Source organism: Micromonospora sp. NPDC047762 (assembly GCF_043204655.1).
Taxonomy (GTDB): Bacteria; Actinomycetota; Actinomycetes; order Mycobacteriales; family Micromonosporaceae; genus Micromonospora.
In genome coordinates this window covers 607,171-630,602 of record NZ_JBIDCQ010000002.1, presented here as the reverse complement: position 1 = coordinate 630,602, position 23,432 = coordinate 607,171, and the positions used below count along the sequence as shown (strand labels likewise).

17 protein-coding genes and 1 pseudogene are annotated in these 23,432 nt (G+C 70.6%); 6 read left to right on the top strand and 12 right to left on the bottom strand.

What is annotated here, in order from left to right:
- Nucleotides 1-16: 16 nt before the first annotated feature.
- From ACGF3C_RS08495 to ACGF3C_RS08475, 5 genes are all read right to left on the bottom strand, one after another.
- The gene (locus ACGF3C_RS08495) at nucleotides 17-985 is read right to left on the bottom strand and encodes an ABC transporter permease (protein WP_124860279.1); all 969 of its coding nucleotides are present in this window, start codon (nucleotides 983-985) and stop codon (nucleotides 17-19) included.
- Nucleotides 978-1,904 carry an ABC transporter permease gene (locus tag ACGF3C_RS08490; protein WP_112681467.1) on the bottom strand — a complete coding sequence of 309 codons (927 nt, stop codon included), beginning with the start codon at nucleotides 1,902-1,904 and terminating at the stop codon, nucleotides 978-980. The genes ACGF3C_RS08495 and ACGF3C_RS08490 overlap by 8 nt, the downstream gene beginning before the upstream one ends.
- Before the next feature lie 148 nt (nucleotides 1,905-2,052).
- Nucleotides 2,053-3,693, bottom strand: a complete 1,641-nt coding sequence (locus tag ACGF3C_RS08485; protein ID WP_393220046.1) for an ABC transporter substrate-binding protein — start codon at nucleotides 3,691-3,693, stop codon at nucleotides 2,053-2,055.
- 581 nt (nucleotides 3,694-4,274) lie between these two features.
- Entirely contained in the window at nucleotides 4,275-4,961 is a 687-nt protein-coding gene (locus ACGF3C_RS08480; protein ID WP_030337843.1) for a response regulator transcription factor, read from the bottom strand.
- Nucleotides 4,962-4,963: 2 nt separating this feature from the next.
- On the bottom strand, nucleotides 4,964-6,229 hold the full coding sequence (locus ACGF3C_RS08475) for a PspC domain-containing protein (RefSeq protein ID WP_357197774.1): 1,266 nt from the start codon (nucleotides 6,227-6,229) through the stop codon (nucleotides 4,964-4,966).
- 155 nt (nucleotides 6,230-6,384) lie between these two features.
- Here ACGF3C_RS08475 and ACGF3C_RS08470 point away from each other — a divergent pair, with 155 nt between their 5' ends.
- The 3 genes and pseudogenes from ACGF3C_RS08470 (at nucleotide 6,385) to ACGF3C_RS08460 (ending at nucleotide 10,278) form a co-directional block, all read left to right on the top strand.
- Nucleotides 6,385-8,181, top strand: a complete 1,797-nt coding sequence (locus tag ACGF3C_RS08470) for a PspC domain-containing protein (RefSeq protein WP_393220042.1) — start codon at nucleotides 6,385-6,387, stop codon at nucleotides 8,179-8,181.
- Nucleotides 8,178-8,426: pseudogene (locus tag ACGF3C_RS08465) on the top strand (hypothetical protein); the annotation flags it as partial. The gene ACGF3C_RS08470 and the pseudogene ACGF3C_RS08465, both read left to right, overlap by 4 nt.
- A gap of 598 nt (nucleotides 8,427-9,024) precedes the next feature.
- The gene (locus tag ACGF3C_RS08460; RefSeq protein WP_357233141.1) at nucleotides 9,025-10,278 is read left to right on the top strand and encodes a phosphatidylserine decarboxylase; all 1,254 of its coding nucleotides are present in this window, start codon (nucleotides 9,025-9,027) and stop codon (nucleotides 10,276-10,278) included.
- Nucleotides 10,279-10,335: 57 nt separating this feature from the next.
- On the opposite strand, the gene ACGF3C_RS08455 is transcribed toward ACGF3C_RS08460, so the two are convergent.
- The 3 genes from ACGF3C_RS08455 to ACGF3C_RS08445 form a co-directional block, all read right to left on the bottom strand.
- A complete protein-coding gene (locus tag ACGF3C_RS08455; RefSeq protein ID WP_357233139.1) occupies nucleotides 10,336-11,286 on the bottom strand; it encodes a CDP-alcohol phosphatidyltransferase family protein in 951 nt (316 codons plus the stop codon).
- A 345-nt stretch (nucleotides 11,287-11,631) separates the two neighbouring features.
- Nucleotides 11,632-12,582 (bottom strand): NUDIX hydrolase, encoded by a 951-nt coding sequence (locus ACGF3C_RS08450; protein ID WP_393220037.1) that lies wholly within the window; start codon nucleotides 12,580-12,582, stop codon nucleotides 11,632-11,634.
- Nucleotides 12,583-12,976: 394 nt separating this feature from the next.
- Nucleotides 12,977-13,927, bottom strand: a complete 951-nt coding sequence (locus tag ACGF3C_RS08445; RefSeq protein WP_124856350.1) for an NUDIX hydrolase — start codon at nucleotides 13,925-13,927, stop codon at nucleotides 12,977-12,979.
- A gap of 143 nt (nucleotides 13,928-14,070) precedes the next feature.
- Here ACGF3C_RS08445 and ACGF3C_RS08440 point away from each other — a divergent pair, with 143 nt between their 5' ends.
- A complete protein-coding gene (locus ACGF3C_RS08440; RefSeq protein WP_393220033.1) occupies nucleotides 14,071-14,439 on the top strand; it encodes a PspC domain-containing protein in 369 nt (122 codons plus the stop codon).
- Between the two features lie 7 nt (nucleotides 14,440-14,446).
- Here the strand turns inward: ACGF3C_RS08440 and guaA are convergent, their stop codons facing one another.
- Both guaA and ACGF3C_RS08430 read right to left on the bottom strand, forming a co-directional pair.
- Nucleotides 14,447-16,003, bottom strand: coding sequence for a glutamine-hydrolyzing GMP synthase (gene guaA / locus ACGF3C_RS08435; RefSeq protein ID WP_355010065.1), 1,557 nt, complete (start codon nucleotides 16,001-16,003; stop codon nucleotides 14,447-14,449).
- 152 nt (nucleotides 16,004-16,155) lie between these two features.
- Nucleotides 16,156-17,853, bottom strand: coding sequence for an FAD-dependent oxidoreductase (locus tag ACGF3C_RS08430; RefSeq protein ID WP_393220029.1), 1,698 nt, complete (start codon nucleotides 17,851-17,853; stop codon nucleotides 16,156-16,158).
- Between the two features lie 145 nt (nucleotides 17,854-17,998).
- Here ACGF3C_RS08430 and ACGF3C_RS08425 point away from each other — a divergent pair, with 145 nt between their 5' ends.
- Nucleotides 17,999-19,117, top strand: a complete 1,119-nt coding sequence (locus ACGF3C_RS08425; RefSeq protein WP_393220026.1) for an LCP family protein — start codon at nucleotides 17,999-18,001, stop codon at nucleotides 19,115-19,117.
- Nucleotides 19,118-19,124: 7 nt separating this feature from the next.
- Here the strand turns inward: ACGF3C_RS08425 and ACGF3C_RS08420 are convergent, their stop codons facing one another.
- Together ACGF3C_RS08420 and ACGF3C_RS08415 are read right to left on the bottom strand one after the other, a co-directional pair.
- Nucleotides 19,125-20,582 (bottom strand): M1 family metallopeptidase, encoded by a 1,458-nt coding sequence (locus ACGF3C_RS08420; RefSeq protein WP_393220023.1) that lies wholly within the window; start codon nucleotides 20,580-20,582, stop codon nucleotides 19,125-19,127.
- Between the two features lie 110 nt (nucleotides 20,583-20,692).
- Nucleotides 20,693-22,096 carry a M1 family metallopeptidase gene (locus ACGF3C_RS08415; RefSeq protein WP_393220019.1) on the bottom strand — a complete coding sequence of 468 codons (1,404 nt, stop codon included), beginning with the start codon at nucleotides 22,094-22,096 and terminating at the stop codon, nucleotides 20,693-20,695.
- 219 nt (nucleotides 22,097-22,315) lie between these two features.
- Here ACGF3C_RS08415 and ACGF3C_RS08410 point away from each other — a divergent pair, with 219 nt between their 5' ends.
- A complete protein-coding gene (locus ACGF3C_RS08410; protein WP_357229858.1) occupies nucleotides 22,316-23,431 on the top strand; it encodes a sugar phosphate isomerase/epimerase in 1,116 nt (371 codons plus the stop codon).
- The last annotated feature ends 1 nt before the right edge of the window (nucleotide 23,432 follow it).

Sequence of the window (23,432 nt, the reverse complement as noted above, 5' to 3'; positions counted from 1 at the left end):
GGACACTGGATCTCCCCTAGCGGAGTTTCGGATCGAGGGCCTCGCGGACCGACTCACCGAGCATCACGAAGCTCAGCACTGCGGTGACGAGGAACGCGGCGGGGAAGAACACCAGCCCTGGCGCGACCCGGACAAAATTCTGCCCATCACTGATCATGATGCCCCAGGACACCACCGGCGACTTCAGACCGACGCCCAGGAACGACAGGGTGGCCTCGGCGCCGATGAACGAGCCGACCATGATCGTGCCGTAGACCAGCAGCGGGGCCAGGCAGTTCGGCAGCAGGTGCTTGAGGATGATCCGACCGGTGCCGGCACCCAGCGCGCGGGCCGCCACGATGTAGTCGGCCTCCTTGGTGGCGAGCACCGAGGAACGCATCAGCCGCATCACGACCGGCCAGCTCAGCACGATCAGTGACGCGGTCACCAGGCCCATGATCTGGGCCTTGCTGTTACCGGCGCCCGACCCGTTGAAGGTGGTCAGGATGACGATCGCACCGAGCACGAACGGCAGACCGAAGAAGACGTCGGCGATCCGGCTGAGCAGCGCGTCCACCCAGCCACCGCGGTAACCGGAGATGATGCCCATGGTTCCGCCGATGAGCAGGGTGCCCAGCACGGAGAGCACGGCGACCACGATGGAGGCCCGTGCGCCGTAGATGACCCGGGCGTAGACGTCGCGGCCCTGCACGTCGTAGCCGAACCAACCATTGGCGGACGGCTTGTCGAGGCTGCGCGACAGCGAGCCGTTGACCGCGTCGCCCGGGGCGAACAGCGCCGGGAAGGCCGCCATCAACAGGAAGATCACGATCAGCGTGGCCGAGATCCAGAACAGCGGCTTGCGCCGCAGATCCCGCCAGGCGTCGCCGAGCAGGCCGCGCGGCTTCTCGTTGCTCTGCGGCTGGCCCGCGGTGGCGGGTGCGGCGGAGTCGGTGGGGTGTGCGCCAGGGGTGCTGACGATCGATGCGGTACTCGGGTCACTCATAACGGATCCTCGGGTCCAGGGCGGCGTAGAGCAGGTCAACCAGCAGGTTCATCACGAGATAGACCAGCACCAGGACGACCACGATGCCTACCACCGTGGCGCTTTCCTTGGTGATGATCGCCCGGAAGACCTGGCGGCCGATTCCGTTGATGCCGAAGATTCCCTCGGTGACGATCGCGCCACCCATCAGGGCACCGAGGTCGGTGCCGAGCAGGGTCACCACCGGGATGAGCGAGTTGCGCAGCAGGTGCACGCCGACCACCCGGCGCATCGGCAGGCCCTTGGCGATGGCGGTGCGCACGTAGTCGGCGCGACGGTTCTCCGCGATGCTCGTTCTTGCCACCCGGGCGATGTACGCCACTGACGCGCTGCCCAGCACGAAGCCCGGCACGATCAACTCGGACCACCGCATCTCGGAGGAGACGGTCGGCTTGATGATGCCCCACTGCACACCCAGCAGCCACTGCAACACGAAGCCGACCACGAAGACCGGCAGCGCGATCAGGAAGAGGGTGGAGACCAGGACCAGGTTGTCCAGGAAGCCGTTACGCCGCAGACCGCTGAGGACACCGGCGCCAAGGCCGATGATCGCCTCGATGGCGAGCGCCACGACGGCCAGCTTCAGGGTGTTCGGGTACGAAGTCAGGATGATGTCGCTGATCTCGCGCTGCGAGAAGGTCTGACCGAAGTCGCCCTGGAGCAGGTTCTTCATGTAGTTCGCGTACTGCACGAAGACGTTCTGGTCGAGGTGGTACTTCTCGGTCATGAAGGCGATGTACTGGTCCGGGCAGCGACGCTCGCCGCACTTACCGGCGAACGGATCGCCCGGAACGGCCCAGACGAGCCAGTAGATCAGGAACGTCGTACCGATGAAGACCGGCACGAGTTGGAGCAGCCGTCTCAACAGATAACGGCCCATGGGGTGGTCCTCCAGACAGGGGGCGCGTCGGACGGCCGACACGGTGGTGACAACGTGCGAGTGGAGTGTTGTAACACCCAATCGCGGAACGGCCCCGGGTCGGGCTCACCGGATGTGGCGAGCCCGACCCGGGGTCAGACCGTTCGGATCAGAGCTCGACCGAGGTGATGTCGATCTCGCCGACGTTGTTCAGCTCGAGCTTCTTGATCTTCTCCGAGTGGCCGGACTGCTGACCGTAGAAGTAGACCGGGATGCTCGGAACGTCCTGGTCGACCTTCTCGACCGCCTTGGCGAACGCCTCGTGCGAGGCCTCCAGGCTCGGAGCGCCGCTGGCCTGCTTGGCAAGGGCGTCGACCTCGGGGTTGCTGTAGAGGCCGTCGTTCGAGGAGCCGTTGGTGATGAACAGCGGGTTCACCCAGTTCTCGACGTCCGGGTAGTCCTGCTGCCACGCGGCACGGTACGGGCCGCTCATCTTGTGGGCGTTGATGTTCTGACGGAACACCGCGAAGGTCGGCACGCCCTCGGCCCGAGCGTTGATGTTGAGGTTGGTCTTGACCTGCTGCGCGACGGCGTCCATCCAGTCCTTGTGGGCGGAGTCCGCGTTGTAGTAGAAGACCATCTCACCGGTGAAGCCACCGGCCTCGGCGAGCAGCGTCTTGGCCGTCTCCGGGTCGAACTTGCAGGCGGTGCAGTTACCCGGCTTGGCGCCCGGGGTCAGCGGGTTCGCCCAGCTGTCGGCCGGCTTGCGGGTGCCGAAGAAGATCTTGTCGGAGATCTCCTGCCGGTTGACGGCGAGGGACACCGCACGACGCAGCTTCGGGTTCGCGAAGCGCTTGTCGTAGATCGGGAACGCGATGAACGCGGTCGACGGCGTGACGGTCGAGCGGCCCCGCTCACCGAGGTCGGTCTTCCACTTGTCACCGGCGAGCGCCGAGGTGGGGACAACCTCCATGAAGTCGAGGTTGTTGGCCAGCAGATCGGCGTAGGCCGCGTTGTCGTCCTGGTACAGCTTGACGTCGACGTCCTTGACCTTCATCTTGTCGCGAAGGTTGTAGTCGTCGAAGCGCGTCAGCTTGATGAGGGAGTTGTCCTCCCAGGACACGAACTTCACCGGGCCGTTGCCGATCGGCTTCGTCTTGCCGAACTCTTCCGGCTTCATGGTGAAGAACACGTCCGGCAGCGGCATGAAGGCGCTGTAGCCGAGCTTGGTCGGGAAGACCGCGGTCGGCGCCGCCAGGGTGACCTCGAAGGTCTGGTCGTCGATGACCTTCAGGCCGGACAGCTTGTCGGCCGTCGGGGTCGGGGCCTTCTTCGGGCCGTCCGCGCCATCCGGGTCCGTGGTGTAGGTCTGCTCGAAGCCCGCGATGTCCGCGAAGAAGGTGCCGTTCTGCGCGCCGTTCGGCGAGTAGGCGGCCCAGTTCCAGGCGTCGACGAAGTTCTTCGCCTTGACCTCGGTACCGTCGTGGAACTTGGTACCGGCCTTGATCTTGATCGTGAAGACCTTGGAGTCCGTGGTGTTGATGGACTCCGCCAGCGCGTTCCGCGGGGCCCCACCGTCGTTCGGGTACTCGACCAGGCCGGTCCACATCCAGTCGATGATCTTGCCGCCGCCGGTCTCCGTGGTGTTCGACGGGACCAGCGGGTTCTCCGGCTGGACGCCGTGAACAACGATCGAGCCATCCGCGCTGGCGGCAGTGTCGTCGCTGCCGCCGCTCGAGCAACCGCTCGCGACAAGCGCGGCAGCCGCGCTGAGCGCGATGGCGCTCGTCGCCCGCTTCGAGACTCTCATTCCGAGGGGCCTCCTCTTTCTAACCAGGTTCCGTCGTGGGTTTCACGCACGTTTTGGGGGTGACACCGCCCGACCACCCCGGGGCGCGGGTCGCCGGGACCACAGGGAAGTTGGGGACACCCCTGATGTTCCGATCCGCCGGGCTCCCCCACCAACGAGGCGTGACACGACGCAATCGACACAGCCACGGGCCGCCGAGATCGGCGAATTCGTGGTCGTGGGGCGTACGGAGTGCCACACACCGATGGTGAGGTGCTGCCACTGTGACACCCACTGGCCTCTTCCGTGAAGGTGCCGTTATCAAGCCGTTAGTTGCCCGCCACGTTGCCGATACTTGAAAAATGATCATAAAACGGTCGAGGCAGGCGGCACTGAGCAGGAAATACGTTGCGCCCGCCCGGCAACCCGGCCTCAGCCGGTGCGCGCGCCGCGAAGCCACCCAGCCCGATGGGACGTGCGTCACCACTCATGTTTCGACCCGTCCGGATGAGGGCCCCTACGGCTACCCGGACACCATCACCGGCTGGGCGTACGAGGGCGCTCCGGCGGTTTCTCTGATCCTCGCCGGTGTCGACGCGCCGTCACACGAGCCGGCGGTCCGCCGCCCAGCGGGAGAGCTCGTAGCGATTGGACATCTGAAGCTTGCGCAACACGTTCGACACGTGCGTCTCCACGGTCTTGATGGAGATGAACAGCTCCTTGGCGATCTCCTTGTACGCGTACCCCCGGGCCAGCAGCCGCAGCACCTCCCGCTCACGGTTGGTGAGCTGGTCCAGCTCCGGGTCGGCCACCGGCGCGTCCGGGCGGGCCGCGAAGGCGTCCAACACGAACCCGGCCAGCCGTGGGCTGAACACCGCGTCCCCGTCGGCCACGCGCCGGATCGCGGCAGCCAGCTCGTCCGGGGAGATGGTCTTGGTGACGTACCCGCGGGCACCGGCACGGATCAGCCCGATCACGTCCTCCGCCGCGTCGGAGACGCTCAACGCGAGGAACTTGACCTGCGGGTGCGTACGCCGCATCGCCTCCAGCACCGCGCGACCGCCGCCGTCGGGCATGTGCACGTCGAGCAGCACCACGTCCGGGCCGACGGCGGCGATCCGGGTGACGGCCTCGGCCACAGTGCTCGCCTCGCCCACCACCTCGACGTGAGCGCCCAACTCCGCGCGCACCCCGGCACGGAACATGGCGTGGTCGTCCACCAGGAACACCCGCAGCCGCTCGGGGCGGGCATCCGCCGGGTCGAGGTGCTCGGTCGACTGCTCGGCCATGGTCATCTGTTCCTCTCCGCTGCGGACGAGTCCCGGGAGATCGGCAGGATCAACCGGACCTCGGTCCCCTCCCCCGGGCCGGACCGGATCTCGGCCCGTCCGCCGTGCCGCTTCATTCGCCCGATGATCGAGCCGCTGACGCCGTGCCGGTGGTCCTCCACCGTATCGGGGTCGAAGCCCTTGCCACGGTCCCGGACGAAGACGCTTACCTGATCCGGCTCCACCTCCGCGTAGAGCGACACGGTCTGCACACCGGCGTGCCGGGCGGCGTTCACCAACGCCTCCCGCGCAGCCGCGACCAGCGCCCCGACCTTCTCGTCGGTCTCCCGGTCCCCCACCACCACCGTCTCCACGCTGATCGCGAAGGTGTCCTCCACCTCCGCCGCGGCCTGCTCCAGGGCGGCGGCGAAGCGCTCGCTCGGCGAAGCGGTCGGCTTGTAAAGCCAGTTGCGCAGCGAACGCTCCTGCCCTCGGGCCAGCCGCTGCACCGTTTTGACGTCGCCTGCGTTGCGCTGGATCAGGGCCAACGTGTGCAGCACCTGGTCGTGCACCATCGCGGCCAACTCGGCCCGCTCCTGCTCGCGGATGCGCCCCTCGCGCTCCGAGCGGAGCTGGCTGTACGTCCGCCAGAGCACCGGCGCGGCGACCACGCCAACGCCCGCCAACCCGACCAACGCGAAGATGACGCCATTGATCACCGCGTCGAAGTTCTGTGCCGGAGAGTAGACGGCCGCGACGCCGATGATGCCGACCGCGACCAGCACTCCCCCGCCGATGAACCGCAGCACGAAGGCCCGCCGGTCGCTCTCCTCGACGACCGCGCCGAGCCAGGGCACCGGCATCGCGTCGCCCCACTGCCGCCGCCGCTCGGGCGCGGACTGGTGCCAGATGACCCCGGCGCCGACCGCGATGATGGCCACCAACCAACCGGCGGTGCCCGCCGCGCCGACCGAGTCGAAGACCATCACCTGGATCAACAGGACACCGAGCCCGATCCCCACGAACGGCAGGAGTTGGGCGACGTCCCGCCGGGGCGGCACCGCGGTGTCACCGGGACGCAGCGGCACCACCGCCCAGAAGGCCGCGTAGAGCAGCAGGCCGAGCCCGCTCAGCCCGAGCAGGACCATGAACGCGACGCGCACCCGCAGCACCGAGATGCCGAGATGGTCGGCGATACCGGCGGCGACGCCGGCGGCCATCCGGTGCTCCGGGGCGCGATACAGGCGCGGGGGCGAGGTCACGGTGCTGATCGGAGGCTCCCTGGTCACGGTGGCGGACAGGTCGAGGTCGGTGACTCGATCGTCACACGCTGCGGCGTCCGCGACCACGGGGACGCCCCCGACATTCCGGCCGCCGGATCTCAGGGTGGGGTCAGGGTCGGGTCCTGAGGTCGTTCGGGTGGACCGGGCAGCAGGATCGAAGCATGACCGAGGAAGCTGCCCCGCCACCCCGACCGGGGTCGGCACAGCCGGGCGGTTCAGCACCGCCCCCGCCCACCACCACGCCCGCCGAATGGACCGAGCCCATCACGTTCGGTCCGCACGCTGGCACCGACGCGACCGCCGGCCCCGTGCCCGGCGAGCCGGCCGACGGCTACGCGCCGCCCACGGCGGGCCACGGCCCAGGCCCGGGGTTCGCGGCGGGCACCGGCTACGGCCCGGGCGGCACGCCGCCAGGGCCGGGTGGTCCCGGCCCGTCCGCACCGCCACCGCCGTTGGGCGGCACCGGATTCACCTCACGGTACGGGCTGGTCCGCCCGCGCGAGGGGCGGTACCTGGCCGGCGTCTGCGCGGCGATCGGGCGCGCCACCAACACCGACCCGGTGCTCTGGCGGGTGCTGCTCGCGGTGCTCGGGTTCTTCGGGGGCATCGGCATCCTGGTGTACGTCGCCGCCTGGCTGATCATCCCGAACGAGGGCGACACCGCGTCCCCCGTCGAGTCCATGCTCGGTCGTGGTCGCTCCAGCATGTCCCCGGTGACAGTGATCGTCCTGGGCATCCTTGTCGCGGCCAGCTTCGCGTACATCGTCACCGACGCCTTCCGCGCGGTGCTGCTCGGCGCGGCCATCCTGGTCGCCGGCGCGCTCCTGCTCAACCGGGACGGCCGCAACCCACGGCCCGGCACCCCCGGTGCTCCGCCGCCCGCCGCACCGTCCGGCAACCCGGCCGGTCCGGTCGTCCCACCGGTGACCTGGCCCGCACCGTCGTATGGCCCGGCGCCGTCGACCGGCCCGGCGGCGACGCCGCCGATGTTCAGCACCGGTCCGGGGTACGCCACCGCGACGACGGGGGCGGCAGCCACAGCCACCGCTCCGCCGTACGACGCGCCGCCGCCGACCAGCGCGACACAGCCGGTGTCCGGGGTCGGCCCGACGTCCGGGCAACCGGCCGGCACGACGGCTGCCCAGCCCGGCTGGCCGAGTACCGCCATGCCCAGCGCCGGCTGGCCGTCGGCGCCGGTGAGCAGCACACCCGCTGCCCCGTCCGGCTATCCGACCGCCCCGCCGCCCTCCGGTTACCGCCCTCCGTTCGCGCCGCACGGCCCGTACGCTTCGCCGACCCCGCCCGCGCCTCGTCCGCCCAAGCCACCAAAGCCGCCGAAGCGCCCCAAGGAGCGATCGCCGCTCGGTGCGGTGACCTTCTCGCTGATCTTCCTGGTACTCGGTCTGGTCGCCCTGCTCGACCTGCTGGACGTCTTCGCCGTCAGCGCCTCGGCGTACTTCGCGGCCGCGCTGGCCACGATCGCGCTGGGCCTGCTGGTCGGCACGTGGTTCGGACGGGCGCGCTGGCTCATCGCACTCGGTCTGGTGACCGCGGCGGCGCTGGGCACGGCGACCGTCGCCGAGTCCTACGACCGGATCCGGGGGGTCGACGGCGCGGTGACCTGGGCGCCCACCGACTACCGCGACCTGGCGGACCGGTACGAGAACAGCTTCGGTGACGCCGTGCTCGACCTACGCGGGATCAACTTCGCGAAACGGGAGAGCCAGGTGACGGTGGCCGTCAACTTCGGCCAGGCGACGGTGGTCGTGCCGCCGAACGTGGACGTCACCACGGTGGCCGACGTCAACGCGGGCGATGCCACCATCTTCGGCAACCGCTCCGGCGGGCTGGACGGCCGCCTGCGGGAATCCACCGACGTCGGCGCGGACGGGCCCGGCGGCGGGACCCTGCGCCTCTACATCCATGTCAATGCCGGCAACCTGGAGGTGACCCGGTGAAGGCTCACCGCACGGATCTGGTGTCGTTCGCCTTCGGGCTCGTGTTCCTGGCGCTGTCGGCGTGGTGGCTGCTCGCCCAACTGCTCGGGCTCGCACTGCCGCCGGTCGGCTGGTTCCTGGCCGGCGCACTCATCCTGATCGGGGTCTTCGGTCTGGTCGGCGCGCTGCGCTCGAGTCGACCGAACCAGCCGGAACCGGTTGCCGAGGCCGGCGCCGCCGAGGCGGTCGCGCCCGTCTCCGGCACGTCCGTCTCAGGCGGACCCGTCTCCGGCGCACCCGTCTCCGGTGCCGCCACGTCGACGTCCGGCGCGGCCCTGCCGGTCTGGGAAGCCGAACGGTCCACCTGGGACGCTCCCTCCTCCGACCCGACGCTCATCTCGGACCCGACGCTCATCTCGAACCCGACGTTGGAGACGCCGACGACCGAGGTGCGGGCGCAGGACGTGCCGAGCGCCGACGTGATCCACCCGGCCTGGCTGGCACATCCGCCGTCGGAGCCGTCGACCGAACCCATCCCCGGCCGACCCGACAACGGAGACGACGAGCCGACCGTCGGGAACCTCGCCCGCCCGGCCTCGTCCGAGGGGGACGAGCCGACCCGGTCCGACCAACCGGTCGGGGGCACCGGCGACCAGCCGGGTGACGAGCACGAGGGTCCGCGCAGGCAAGCCTGACCTCGGACGGCCGTCCGCGTCGGTCCACCGCATCCCCACGGCGGTGCGGCCGGCGCGGACGGACGCATATGCTGGCTGGTGGAGATCTCGCCTCCGCCGGCCGGCCCGTCCCGCCCATGGCGGTCCCGCCGCGATTCCCGTCTCTACCCCCGTCAGGAGCCCGCCCGACATGACCCAGTCCCCCGCCGTGCGTACCACCGGCCGGTCCGGTCCGGTCCGCATCGGCGAGCGAGCCGCCCGTACCCTCGTCGCCGAGCTGGCCCGGATCAACGACCCCAAGGCCGCCCTGCTGGTCGGGGTGACCCCGGACTCCGCGGTGCTGGCCGCAGCGGTCGATGCGCTGCTTCCCGGTGACCGGCTCACCGTGGTGCCCGCCGAGCCGTTCGGCGCTGCCGCGCTCAGCGAGCACGTCACAGCCCAGGGTCGCTGGGTGGCCGACCGGGTGAGCGTCGTCGACTCGCTGGCCGAGGCCGAGGCCGCCGAGGTCGTCATCGCCGCTGAGGCGTTCACCGGCACCGCCGAGGCCACCCGCAGCGGCGTCGAGGGGTTGGTCAAGTACCTGACCGACGGGGCGGTGCTGAGCGTGGCGACCGTCGCCACCCCCGGCCGGACCGAGGGTGCCGCCGCCGAGCTGGCCCGACAGGACGCCCTCTACGGCGTCGGCGCCGATCTGGTGCTGCGCAACTCGCCACCGGTGCGGGTGTACCGACTGCGGTTCACCCCGGCCAGCCCGGCCGCTGCCGACAGCCTGGCCCCCGCGTACCGGCCGTCGAGCGTGCCGGTGACCCGGGGCATGCACATCGACTCCAACGGCGTGGCGGCGGCGGGCATCGCGCTGGGCCTCGCGGCGCTGGCCCGGGTGGCGCGCCCGTCGTCCAAGCTGTGGCTGCTGCCGGCCCTGGCCGCCGGGCCGGTCGCCGCGTTCTTCCGGGACCCCGAACGGGACGTGCCGGAGGACCCGAGCGCCGTGGTCGCCAGCGCGGACGGGAAGGTCCTGTCGGTGCAGCGGCTGCACGACGAGCGCTTCGGCGACGGCGAGTGGCTACGGATCGCGGTCTTCCTGTCGGTGCTGGACGTGCACGTCAACCGCGCTCCGGTCGCCGGCAAGGTGGTGGACTACTTCGTGGCCGATGGCGGCTTCGTCAACGCGATGAAGCCGGACGCCGAGCACAACGTCGCCGCGTACACCGTGCTGGACACCGCTCGCGGCACCGTGGTGGTCGCGCAGCGGACCGGGCTGATCGCCCGCCGGATCGTGCAGCGCGCGCCGATCGGCGCGCTGCTGGCCAAGGGCGAGCGCTTCGGGCTGATCCGGTTCGGCTCCCGGACCGACGTCTACCTGCCCGCCGAGGCCGCCGACCCGCTGGTCGGGCCGGGCGACAAGGTGGTCGGCGGGTCCACGGTCATCGCCCGCTGGCGCTGACCCGCAGACGAAGAACGGGGCGCCGCTGACCGCGGCGCCCCGTTCTGTCTGTTCACATCAGGCGGTACGACGTTGCCGCAGCCAGAGAACCGGCCCGCTGACCAGGTAGCCCACCACGATCAGGGCGAACGTGAGCCGGATGTCGACCAGTGCGCCGATCACCGGGGCCAGCCAGAGCCACGGCGGCAGCTTCACCAGGCGGGCGAGCTTGGCGTACGGGAAGCTCGACACCATCGCGAAGGCCAGCAGCGCCACACCGGCGACCAGCACGGCACCGGGCACCGGCAGGCCGATCGCCACTGTCACGGCGAGGACCGCGGCCGCCATGGTGGTGGGCACCCCGCAGAAGAACCTGCCGTCCTTCGGCGAGACGTTGAAGCGGGCCAGTCGGATCGCGGCGCACGCCGCGACCAGGGCGCACGCCACCGCCGCCGCCGCCGTGGAGACGGAACCGGCGAGCGAGGCGTAGACCACTACCGGCGCGGCGAGACCGAACGAGCACATGTCGGCCAGGGAGTCCATCTGCGCGCCGAACGGGCTGGCCACCCCGAGCCGTCGGGCCAGGGCGCCGTCCAGACCGTCGAAGCCGACGCACGCGATCAGGCAGAGCGCCGCCATGCGCACCTCGCCCTGCATGGCCAGGAAGATGGCCAGCATGCCGAGCATCAGGCTGGCCAGCGTGCAGGCGTTGACCAGGCCGAACTTCATCCGGCGCGCGATGGTGCGCTCGCCGGGAAGCAGCGGGATCGTGTGGGCCTCGTCGGTCTGCGTCATCGGCGGCATCGCCGGGCTGACCGGCATGACCGCCTCGACGTCGCCTCGGTCCAGGCCCAGTGTCGGGTCCACACCCAGTGTCGGTCGGCTGAGCCGGTCCAGGCCGTAGCGACGGCGCTGCCGATCGGCGTACCGGTGCTCGGTCGGGGCCAGGTCGGTCGGGTGCAGGTCGCCGTCACGGCGGCCGACCCGGACCAACAGCACCTGGCGGGCGAACGTGCTGCTGCGGCGCAACCGGCCCGCCCAGCGACGCCCTGCGGGGCGCGGACTGTCAGTAGTACGACGCCGGCGCCATGGGGCTCTCGGCACGTTTCCTCCATCACCGGATCTGCTGACCGCCACGTGGCGGGTGTCCGGCTGTCTCGTGCCGGACCTTGCATGGTCCGGCAGCCGTTTTGCGGAGTACACCATCGCATAGGGGAACATGGCTTGGCGATAGCTGCCGGCGGTACTTGTATCTGACTTAAACCGCTCGAACCGCTCGCTTGTTCCCATCCCGGGCTTCATCGCCCTTTTCCTCCATCATTCCCGCCTTTGACTGTACCGGAGGGTCACCAACTCGGCTCGCCGAGCGGTGTGCTATCGACCACTCTGTCCGATTGCCACGGCAGCGATGTCGCTCAACGGCAGGTCAGTGGCCTCCTCGCGGCTGAACCACCCCGCCCGCGCCGTCGACCCCCCGGCGGACTCGGTGACCACCGCGTCGGTAGGTACGTCCACCAGCACCCGATAGATCACCCGTACGCCATGCCAGTCCAGAGGTCGACCCTCCGGGCCCAGCGCGGCGGGATTGTGCAGATTGTTGACGCCGAGAAGCTCCACCACCCGGCCCACCTGCCCGCCCTCCTCGACCAACTCCCGCAGCAGCCCGGTGGTCGGCTGCTCGCCGTGATCGGTGCCCCCGCCAGGCAGATGCCACAGACCGGCCCCCGGGTAGCCCTCCGCGATCTGGGTGAGCAGGATCCGCCCAGCGGGGTCGGTGACCAGCCCGTACGCCCCGAAGCGCAGCCGACGGTCGGGGTGCTGCGGCGGCAACAGGTCCCGCGACCGGTGCGCCGCCGGCGGCAGTGGGGTGACCGGCAGGCCGAGCGCCTCGGCGGTGAACGGGGTCAGCGGCAACTGCGCCGCCTCCGCCAGCGAAAGCCAGGAAGCCTGATCGACCAGACCAGCCCCGACGCCGCGCGACCCGCCCCCGGGCCGCGCACTCTCACGCTCCGCGCCGTGAGGCAGCGCGTCGTGGGGCGTGCTGAGGTCGAACAGCAGCCGGTCACTGTGCAGCGAAGCCATGTCCTCCGAAAAGGTGGCCACATCGGCAACCACCGCGAGTAGTCGCGTCACCGCAACCGTCAACCCGACCTGCTCGTCGACCTGGCGGATCACGGCGCGCTCCGGGTCCTCGGCATGCCTGACGGCACCGCCGGGCAACCGCCAGGCCCCGGGAAACTCGCCCTCCGCCCCGTCCCGAACGACCAGGACCCGGCCCGAGTCCCGCAAAAGCCCGTACGCTCCGACTCGCCGCGCGAATTGCACCTTCGCTCGCCCCCGCTTCGCACCCACAACTGTTGATCATCAAGTTACCGTCGTCCAACTCGCGTTCAGACGATAACTTCATGATCAATGCGAGGCAGGGCACGGGAAACCCGCAGAGCTCGGCGAACCGCGCGTTCAGGCCGAGGTAGCCGGCCCTTGACGACGACCGATCAGCCCCGTGAAGAACCCTAAGCCCGTTGTGCGACCCGGTTCGCGTCGCTCCATCAGCCCGCACTGTGGAGTCCATTCGCGTTGCCGGAGTCGAGACTGACGGTGATCCACTCGGGTTCACGGAAGGCGCGGTAATCCAGCGCCCGGGATACCGCGTTTTCAAGGAACCCGAGTGGATCACAGGCTGGGCATGGACCTACCGAAGCCGGACGACCCCTCGGGGTCAGGTGAGTTGGGCGGCCTGGACTGCTTCGGCGGTCACCTCGGTGAGGCGGTCGGTGGGGAGGGCGCCCAACTCCTCGCGGCCGAACCAGCGGGCCTCGCAGGTGGAGCCGCCCACGTCGGCCACGGTCAGCGGGTTGGGCTGGTCGACGACGACCCGGTAGAAGGCGCGTACGCCGTGCCAGTCGATCGGGTAACCCTCGGGGCCGAGTGAGGCGGCGTCGCGGTGACTCGCGACGCCGAGCAGCTCGACGAGGCGGCCGGCCTGGCCGGTTTCCTCGATCAGCTCCCGGATGAGTGCCGCGCCGGGCTGTTCGCCGTAGTCGGTGCCGCCTCCGGGTAGGTGCCAGCAGCCGGCGCCGGGGTAGCCGTCGGAGATGCGGGTGAGCAGCACTCGGCCGGCGGGGTCGGTGCAGACCGCGTACGCGGCGAAGCGCTGGGCCCGGTGCAGCCCGTCGGGGCCGGGCACGGCGTAGAAGGAGGGGAACTCGGGTGCCTCGTCGGGCACCACGTCGGCCGAGGAGGCGGGCAGCCCGAGGGCGCGTGCGGTGAACGAGCGCAGCGGCAGCTCGCGCGCCTCGTCGAGGGTGTACCACCGGGCCAGGTCGGTGGGGCGCTCGCCGACCCGGTCGGCGAGGGTGCCACCACGCACGGCAACCCGGTAGATCAGGCGGTCGGTGTGGATGGTGATGCCGCGGTCGGGAAGTGCCCGCATGTCGGCGAGCACGTCGGCCAGGCCGGAGACGGCGACGGAGAGACCGGTTTCGGCGGCGGTCTCGCGGACGACCGTGTGGTTCGGGTCCTCGCCGTGGTCGACCGCCCCTCCGGGCAGCGACCACGTGCCGGGGGTGCCGGAGCGCTCCGATGCGCGGACCAGCAGGACTCGGCCGCTTGAATCAGCACAAACTGCGTATGCCGCGATCCTGCGGAGCGGCTTGAGCAAGGTGGTCACGGGAGCAAATTCTCCCCGGGCCGGGTTACCGGAACGGAAAAGAGTCGGATTCCTGACTATCTGGCCCCGGTCAGGGATTGGTCAGGGTAAGGATCCGGGCGGTCACCGAGGGCGGGCCGGGCGCCAGCGCGGACTGTGGGGGTATGACATCGACCACCGCTCCCCACGCCCCGTACAAGCAGCTCCGGCGACCCACCACCGACCGCATGGTCGCCGGGGTGGCCAGCGGCGTCGGCCGCTACTTCGCCGTCGATCCCACACTGGTCCGGGTGATCTTCGCGGTCACCGGACTGCTCACCGGCGGGCTCGCGCTGTTCGCGTACCCGATCATGTGGTTCCTGATGCCGGAGGAGCCCAGCGGCGCGCCGGCCTGGCCGCACGCCGCGGGCGTCGCGCCGCAGAACGGCCCGCCGCCCACCGCCGGGCCCGCGCCCGGCGGACCACCGCAGGGGTACGCCTCGACGCCGCCCTACCCGCCGACGACGCCGTCCAGCCCGCCGCCGGCGGCCTGAGCGGCGCTCACTCCCACTCGATGGTGCCCGGCGGCTTGCTGGTGACGTCCAGGACCACCCGGTTGACCTCGGCTACCTCGTTGGTGATCCGGGTGGAGATCCGGGCCACGATGTCGTAGGGCAGCCGGGACCAGTCGGCGGTCATCGCGTCCTCGCTGGAGACCGGGCGCAGCACCACGGGGTGCCCGTAGCTGCGCCCGTCTCCCTGCACACCGACGCTGCGCACGTCGGCGAGCAGCACCACGGGGAACTGCCAGACACCCCGGTCGAGGCCGGCGGCGGTCAGCTCCTCGCGGGCGATCAGGTCGGCCTGGCGGAGCAGGTCGAGCCGCTCCTGGTCGACCGCGCCGATGATCCGGATGGCCAGACCGGGGCCGGGGAACGGGTGCCGCCAGACCATCGCCTCGGGCAGGCCCAACTGGAGGCCGAGCGTGCGGACCTCGTCCTTGAACAGGGTGCGCAGCGGCTCGACCAGCGCGAACTTCAGGTCTTCCGGGAGGCCGCCGACGTTGTGGTGGCTCTTGATGTTGGCGGTGCCGGTGCCGCCGCCGGACTCCACCACGTCGGGGTAGAGGGTGCCCTGGACGAGGAATTCGACGTCGCCGTGTGCGGCGATCTCGCGGGCCGCGGCCTCGAAGACCCGGATGAACTCCCGACCGATGATCTTGCGCTTCTGCTCCGGGTCGGTCACCCCGGCGAGCGCGCCGAGGAACCGGTCGGTGGCGTCGACCACCTTCAGCTTGATGCCGGTGGCACTGACGTAGTCCTTCTCGACCTGCTCGGCCTCGCCGGCGCGCAGCAGGCCGTGATCGACGAAGACGCAGGTGAGCTGGTCACCGACGGCCTTGTGCACGAGCGCCGCGGCGACCGCCGAGTCGACCCCGCCGGAGAGGCCGCAGATGACCTCCTTGTCGCCGATCTGGGCGCGGATCCGGGCGACCTGCTCGTCGATGATGTTCTCGGGAGTCCAGGTCGGCTCGATGCCGGCGATGTCGTAGAGGAAGCGGGTCAGCATCTCCTGGCCGTGCGCGGTGTGGCCGACCTCCGGGTGGAACTGCACGCCGGCCCGTCGACCGGCCAGGTCCTCGAAGGCGGCGACCGGGGCGCCCGCCGACTCGGCGGTCACTGTGAAGCCCTCGGGCGCCTCGGTGACGCAGTCGCCGTGGCTCATCCAGACCGGCAGGTCCGCCGGCAGGTCACGCAGCAGCACACCGGGGTCGAGGAGGCGGGGGCGCAGCGGGGTGCCACCGTACTCACGGTTGCCGGTCCTGGTGACGGTGCCGCCGAGCGCCTGGGCCATCGCCTGGAAGCCGTAGCAGATGCCGAAGACCGGCACGTCGGCGCTGAACACGCCCGCGTCGATCTGCGGCGCGTCCGGGGCGTAGACGCTGGACGGGCCGCCGGACAGGATGATCGCGGCGGGGTTCTTCGCCAGCATCTCGGCGATCGGCATCGAGTGCGGCACGATCTCGGAGTAGACCTTCGCCTCACGGACCCGGCGGGCGATGAGCTGGGCGTACTGGGCTCCGAAGTCCACCACGAGGACTGGGCGAGGCAGGCTCATGTGCACGAAGCCTACCGACAGTCACGGCCGCTGCCGGCACCGGCTCGCCGGCAATCCACTCTCCCGGCGATCTTGCACTTTCTGCCCCGACAAAGGCCACGAATGCCGCCCAACGGCGACCGAAAGTGCAAGATCGCGGAGGTGGCGGCGGGTCACTGTCGCAGCGCGCCCGGGGCGTGCGGCGGGACCGCCGGGTTTTGCGGGGATACGGGTGGAAGGCGGCGGTACGGGGAGCCGAGCGGCGGGCGGAAATCCTCGTCGCCCTTGTTGGGCCAGAAGGACATCGCCCGTTCCGCCTGTGCGGTGATCGTCAGGGACGGGTTCACGCCCAGGTTGGCCGAGACGGCCGCGCCGTCGACCACGTGCAGCCCGACGTGCCCGTACACCCGGTGCCAGGGGTCGATCACCCCGTCGGCCGGGGTGGCGCCGATGACCGCCCCGCCCAGGATGTGCGCGGTCATCGGGATGTCGAACGGTTCGGTGAGGGAGCCGCCCGGGGTGCCGCCGATCTCGTCGGCGAGCATTCGGGCGGCCGTGTTGCCAGCGGGGATCCAGGTGGGGCTGGGCGCGCCGTGGCCCGGGCCGGTGACCAACCTGCTGCCGAGTGGGCCACGCCGCCACCGGGTGGTCAGCGAGTTGTCCACGGACTGCATGACCAGGGCGATCACCGTCCGTTCCGACCAGCCGCGTACCGACAGCATCCGCGCCGCCAACCCGGGCTGCCGCACGATGCTGCCCAGCCAGCGGCGCACCCGGTGCGGGCCGCCGTCGACCAGCAGCGACTGGAGCAGCCCCATCGCGTTCGAGCCCCGCCCGTAGCGGACCGGCTCGACGTGTGTCTGCGGGTCCGGGTGGAACGAACTGGTGATGGCCACCCCCTCGGTGTAGTCCAACCGCTCGGACCGGGCCCGTCGACGGGGCACCGAGGCGCCGAGGATCGCCTCCGAGTTGGTCCGGGTCAGCTCACCGAGGCGGGGCGAGAGCCCGGGTAGCGCACCGTCGGCCCGCATCCCGTGCAGCAGTCGCTGGGTGCCGAGCGCCCCGGCGGCGAAGACCACCTGGTCCGCGTGAATGACCTGCCGACCCTTGCGCAGCCAGGCGCCGGTGCGTTCGGTGTGCACCTCGTACCCGCCGCCGTCGGCGGGCCGGACGGCGGTCACCGTGGTCAACTGACGGACTGTGACCCCGAGCTTTTCGGCGAGCCAGAGGTAGTTCTTGACGAGGGTGTTCTTCGCCCCGTGCCGGCAGCCGGTCATGCACGAACCGCAGTGCAGGCAGCCGGTGCGTTCCGGGCCGGCACCGCCGAAGTACGGGTCGGCGATCCGCTCGCCGGGCCGGCCGATGTGCACGCCCACCGGGGTGGCGTGGAAGGTGTGCCCCACCCCCATCCGCTCGGCCACCGCGCGCATGGCGCGGTCCGCGCCGGTGTGCACCGGGTACGTGGTGACGCCGAGCATTCGTTTGGCCTGGTCGTAGTGGTGGGCCAACTCGTCGCGCCAGTCGGTGATGTCCCGCCACTGCGGGTCGTCGTAGAAGGCCGGCAGCGGTTCGTAGAGGGTGTTCGCGTAGACGAGCGAACCGCCGCCCACCCCGGCGCCGGAGAGCACCAGCACCCCACCGCCGGATCGCCGACCGGCCGGGCGGAGCAGGGTGAGCCGTTGGATGCCGTAGCAGCCCAGCTTGGGTGCCCAGAGGAACCGGCGGACCCGCCAGGACGTCTGCGGGAACTCGTCGTCGGCGAAGCGGCGGCCGGCTTCCAGCACCGCGACCGAGTAACCCTTCTCGGCCAGCCGGAGCGCGGTGACGCTGCCACCGAAGCCGGACCCGATGACGACCACGTCGTACCGCATACAGGCATCATTACTCGCGAGTAGCGCTCGCGCCAGCGGCACTTTTCGCGCGATCATGCTCCGGCCGACCGACCCGGCGCCTCCCGGCCGCAACCCGGAGCACCCGTCGGAGCGTTGTTCACCAGACGGGTGGAAGGAATCCAGGATGGTTCTCGGGTCGATGGCGCCGCGCCGACGGTGGCTGCTGCTGGGGTTGGCGGCCCTCGCCGTCGTCGCGCTGATCGCGGCCGGCACCGTGGTGGTCACCCGGCTGACCGGCGACAGCAAGCCGGGCGGCGCTCCGCTGGCCGGCTCACCGACCCCGTCACCCGTCGGCACGCCGACGCCGAGCCCCAGCGGCCCACCGCCGGGCGCGGACATCACCGGCCCGCTCAACCTGCTGCTGGTGGGTGTGGACACCCGGGTCAGCGTGCCCGGTTGGGAGCCGCACTCCGACGCCGTGCTGGTGCTGCACGTACCCAAGGGGTTGGATCGGGCGTACCTCTTCTCGCTCCCCCGCGACCTGCTGGTGGACATCCCGGCGTTCCCGAAGGCCGGCTACAAGGGCGGCAAGACCAAACTCACGCACGCCATGAGCTTCGGCAGCCGGGTGCCGGGCAAACCCAAACAACCCAGCACGGCCCAGGGGTACGAGCTGCTGCGCAGCACTGTCAGCGGCTACACCGGGCTGCGCATCGACGCGGGGGCGGTGCTCACCTTCACCGGGTTCGACCGGCTGGTCAACGCCCTCGGTGGGGTGGACATCTACATCGACCAGCGGGTCGAGTCGCTGCACCGCCGACCGGACGGCAAGTACCGGGAGAGCGCGCCGGGCGGATACAAGGGGCCGCAGCAGGTCTACGAGAAGGGCGAGATGCACCTCAACGGCTGGCAGGCGCTGGACTACGCCCGGCAGCGCTACATCACCGGCGGTGACTACGCCCGGCAGCGCCACCAGCAGCAGCTGATCCGGGCGATGACCCGCAAGATCCTGGACGAGGGCCTGGCCAAGCAACCCGAGCGCGTCGACCAGGTGGTCTCCGCGCTGGGGGACACGCTCGTCTACGTGGGCGGACGCCGGATCGTCGACATCGCGTACGCCCTCAGTGGCCTGCCGGAGAACCGTTTCACGCTGGTGGGGCTACCCGGCTCCGGCGTCGGCAAGGGCAGCGCCTACCGGGGTGAACAGCTCACCACCGAGGGCCGGAAGTTCCTCACCGAACTCCGCGCCGGCCGTGCCGACGCCTACCTGGCCGCCCACCCCAAGCTTGTCGTGAAGAACTGACCGCGGCTCAGAGCCGCTTGGGCTGGGCGGGCTTCTTCGTGCCGTAGAGCCAGGCGTCGAAGAGCGCGTCGAGCTGCCTGCCGGAGACCCGCTCGGCCACTGCCACGAACTCGGCAGTGGTGGCGGTGCCGTCGCGCTTCTCCGCCGCCCAGGTCTTGATGATCTCGAAGAACGCCTTGTCGCCGACGGCCACCCGCAGGGCGTGCAGGGTCATGCCGCCGCGCTGGTACACCGACTCGCTGAACAGCTTCTCCACGCCCGGCTTGCCCGGCGGTGTCTGCCACACCCGCGCGGACATGCTGGCGTACCGGTTGTCGAACGCCTCCTTGGCGGTGTACGCCTCGGTGTGCTCGGCCCAGAGCCACTCCGCGTACGTCGCGAAGCCCTCGTTGAGCCAGATGTCCTCCCACCTGGCCAACGCGACGCTGTCGCCGAACCACTGGTGGGCCAGCTCGTGGGCGACGACCTCGGTGTTCTCGCCCTGCCGGAAGAAGCTCGCCGCGTACACCGGTCGGCTCTGCGTCTCCAGGGCGTAGGAGATCCGGCTGTCGGAGATCACCACACCGCCGTACGCGCCGAACGGGTACGGCCCGAACACACTCTCCAGGTAGTCGGCCACCGCGACGGTCTGCGCTATGGACGCGTCCGCGTTCCCCTTGGGCTCGGTGGTGGTGACCGCGTTGTAGACCGGGCGGCCCTTGTGCTCGCCGGTGGTGATCCGGAACTTGCCGATCACCAGCGTGCTCAGATAGCTGGCCATCGGCGACTTCTCCGACCACTTCCAGGTGGTCCAACCGCCCGTGCTGGTCTTCCCGCCGGGGACGCCGTTGCTGATCGCGGTGAGGCCGTCCGGAACGGTGACCTCGAAGTCGTAGGCCGCCTTGTCCGACGGGTGGTCGTTGACCGGGAACCAGGTGCTGGCCGACTCGGGCTGACCCAGCGCGATGGCACCGTCGGCGGTGTGCAGGAAGCCCCCGTCACCGAGCGCCTCGTTCTTCAGCGGCTTCGGCTTGCCCGCGTAGGTGACCTCGGCGACGAACCCGTTGCCGTTGACCAGCCCGGAAGCCGGCTTGATCACCAGCTCGTTCCGCTTGCGGCTGTGGGTCGCCGGTGCGCCGTCCACAGTGACCGCGCTGACGGTCAGGCCGGCCAGGTCGAGGTTGAACGACGACAGGTCGGTGGTCGCGGTGGCCCGCACCGTTGTCGTACCCGTCAACTGGTCCTTGGCCGGGTCGTAGCGCACCTTCACCGTGTACCGCCCGACGTCGTAGCCGCCGTTGCCGTAGGTCGGGAAGTAGGCGTCGCCGACCCCGTCGGCGCCTGCGGCGAACGTCCGCGCCGGAGTGGGGGACGCGCTCGGTGACGGGGCCGCCTCCGGGCCCGCCGAGTCGCATCCGGACAGTGCGAGCGCACCGGCCACCAGCAGGCCGGCAGCCACTCGCAGTCTGTGCCGCGTCCCGCGCATCCCACACCCTTTCCGCACGGTGGCCGGTCACGGCCTCCGCAGTCCCACGCGAACCGGCGCCTACCCGCCGTTCGCAGGCGGCAGCATATCGACCGGGCAGCGGGGCCGGATCACGGCAGTGTGGGAGCCGACCCACCGACCAACCAGGCGTCGAAGAGCGGACGCAGTTGCCGCCCGGCGACCCGCTCGGCCAGCGCGACGAGGTCCGCCGTGGTCGCGTTGCCCGCCGCCCGCTCGGTGGTCCAGGTACGCAGGATGCGGAAGAAGAGGTCGTCGCCGACGGTCCGGCGCAACGCGTGCACGGCGAGCGCCCCGCGCTTGTAGACGGCAGTGCCGAACATCTGCTCCCGGCCCGGCTCGACCGACGGCTGCGTCCAGTCGGTCGCCGCGTACTGGATTTCGAAGTTGCGCTGGGCGGTCCGGCCGCCGTCGTGCTCCTCCCACAACCACTCGGCGTAGCTGGCGAAACCCTCGTTGAGCCAGATGTCGCTCCACCTGGTGAGCGACACGCTGTCGCCGAACCACTGGTGCGCCAGTTCGTGCGCGACGACGCTCGGGTTCGGCCGGTCGTCCGCGAAGAAGCCAGGCCCGTAGACCGGCCGGGACTGGGTCTCCAGCGCGTACCCGATCCGGTCGTCGGCGATCACGATCCCCCCGTACGAGTCGAACGGGTACGGGCCGAAGCGGCTGGCCAGGAAGTCGACGATCGCGCCGGTGCGGGCCAGCGAGGTGGCCGCGCCGCCGGTCTCCGGCAGGCTCGCGGCCACCGCCGTGACCATCGGTCGACCCGCGTGCGTGCCGGTCACCACCCGGTAGTCGCCGATCACGAGCGTGCTCAGATAGCTGGCCATCGGGGCGCGCTCCGACCAGCGCCAGGTGGTCCAGCCGTCGGCGCTGCTCTTCGGCCCGGGTACGCCGTTGCTCAGCGCGGCCAGGCCGTCCGGGACGGTCACCGCCAGGTCGTAGGTGGCCTTGTCCGACGGGTGGTCGTTGACCGGGAACCAGGTGGCGGCCGAGTCGGGTTGGCCGAGCGCCACCGCGCCGTCGGCGGTGTGCAGGAAACCACCGCTGCCCAACGCCCCGTCGTCGACGGCAGTGGGGACGCCCGCGTACTCGACAGTGACTGTGAACTGCCGGCCGCGCGGCAGTCCGTCGCGGGGGGTCACCACCAACTCGCCGTCGCCGCGCCGGTGCTCGGCCGCCGCGTCACCCACGCTGACCGCGCGGACCTCCAGGCCGACCAGATCCAGGTTGAACCGGGACAGGTCCTGGGTGGCGGTGGCCGTGATGACGGCTCGACCGCTCAGCCGGTCGGTCGACGGGTCGTAGCGGACGTCGAGGCCGTAGTGCCCGACGTCGTAACCGCCGTTGCCGTGCCCCGGCACGTACGGGTCGCTGACGTCGGCGGCGCCTGGCCGGAATCCGTCGCGGTCGTCGCCGGTGCAACCGGTGACTGCCAGCAAGATCGCGCAGGTCAGCGCGGCGACGCGCAGTCTCCGTCCGGTCCGGACCATGCCCACCCCTCCTGCGGCGTTGCGGCCTCCTGCGTCTCTCGGCCTCCTGCGCGGTGCGGTCAGGACGAGCGTAGTCAGCATCGCGGGCCGCGCGGCCGGTATCGACGATCATCAGTAACTTTCGTCGGATCAAACAAAAGCTGCCGTCGATCGAACCTATCTTTCGACTTAGACCGACGTTAGTGTCTGTCTCCGACCACCGTCGCGAAAGGTGGAACCATGCCAGACCACACCGCCCCCGACGCCACCCCCACCGGCCGGCTCAGCCGCCGATCCCTGCTCGCCGCCTCCGCCGGCGCCGCCGCCGCGATCGGCGCGGCCGGCCTACCCGTCCTCGCCACCGGCACCCCCGCGCTCGCCAACCCCGGCAACGCGAGCAAGCTACGGGTGGAGCCGCTGATCCCGGCCCGCAACCGCGGCATCATCCTCTACAGCGTCCGCGACCGGATCACCGCCGCGCCCGACGACAGCGGGGTGCCGTACGGCTTCGAGCGCGTCCTCGCCCGACTCGCCGAGATCGGTTACAAGGAGATCGAGTTCGCCGGCTACACCCAGAGCACCGAGATCCTGGGCCGGCAGATCACCCCCGCCGAGATCCGCAAGATCCTCGACGACAACGGCCTGGTGGCCAACGGCACCCACGCCACGATCCAGCCGGCCACCTTCCAGCAACAGCTGGACATCGCCGAGGAACTCGGCATGAAGAACATCGGCACCGGCAGCGACCCGACCAGCAGCGCGTACAAGGCAGAGTGGGACGCCGCCGCGGACATCTGGAACGAGCTGGGCCGGCAGGCCAAGGCCCGGGGCATGCGGCTCTACACGCACAACCACGACGCCGCGTACAACTTCCTGATCGACCGGGGCCCACGCGACGAGCAGGGCCGGCAGACCCGGTCCTCCGGCATCCGCCGACTGGAGTACTTCTTCGAGATCACCGACCCGAGGTACGTCTTCTTCGAGCTGGACATCTACTGGGCCTACGTGGCCCGTTACAAGCACCAGAAGTACGTCAACCCGGCCGGCCAGGAGGTGACCGACCTGTTCGACCCGATCCTCACCGTGGCCGACCGGACCACCCGGTTCCCGCTCTTCCACGCCAAGGACGGCGACCGGGACACCAGCGTTCCCAACGGGTACCAGATGACCCCGCTGGGCGACGGCGACCTCAACTTCCAGCAGTTCTTCCAGACCATCGGCGAGCGCAACTTCCACCACGCCAACTGGGAGATGGACACCGCCCCCGGCGGCGCGGACAACAAGGGCCAGTCGCTCGACTTCGCGGCGACCAGCTACCGCAACATGTCCGACCTGACGATCTACGTGGAGAAGTAAC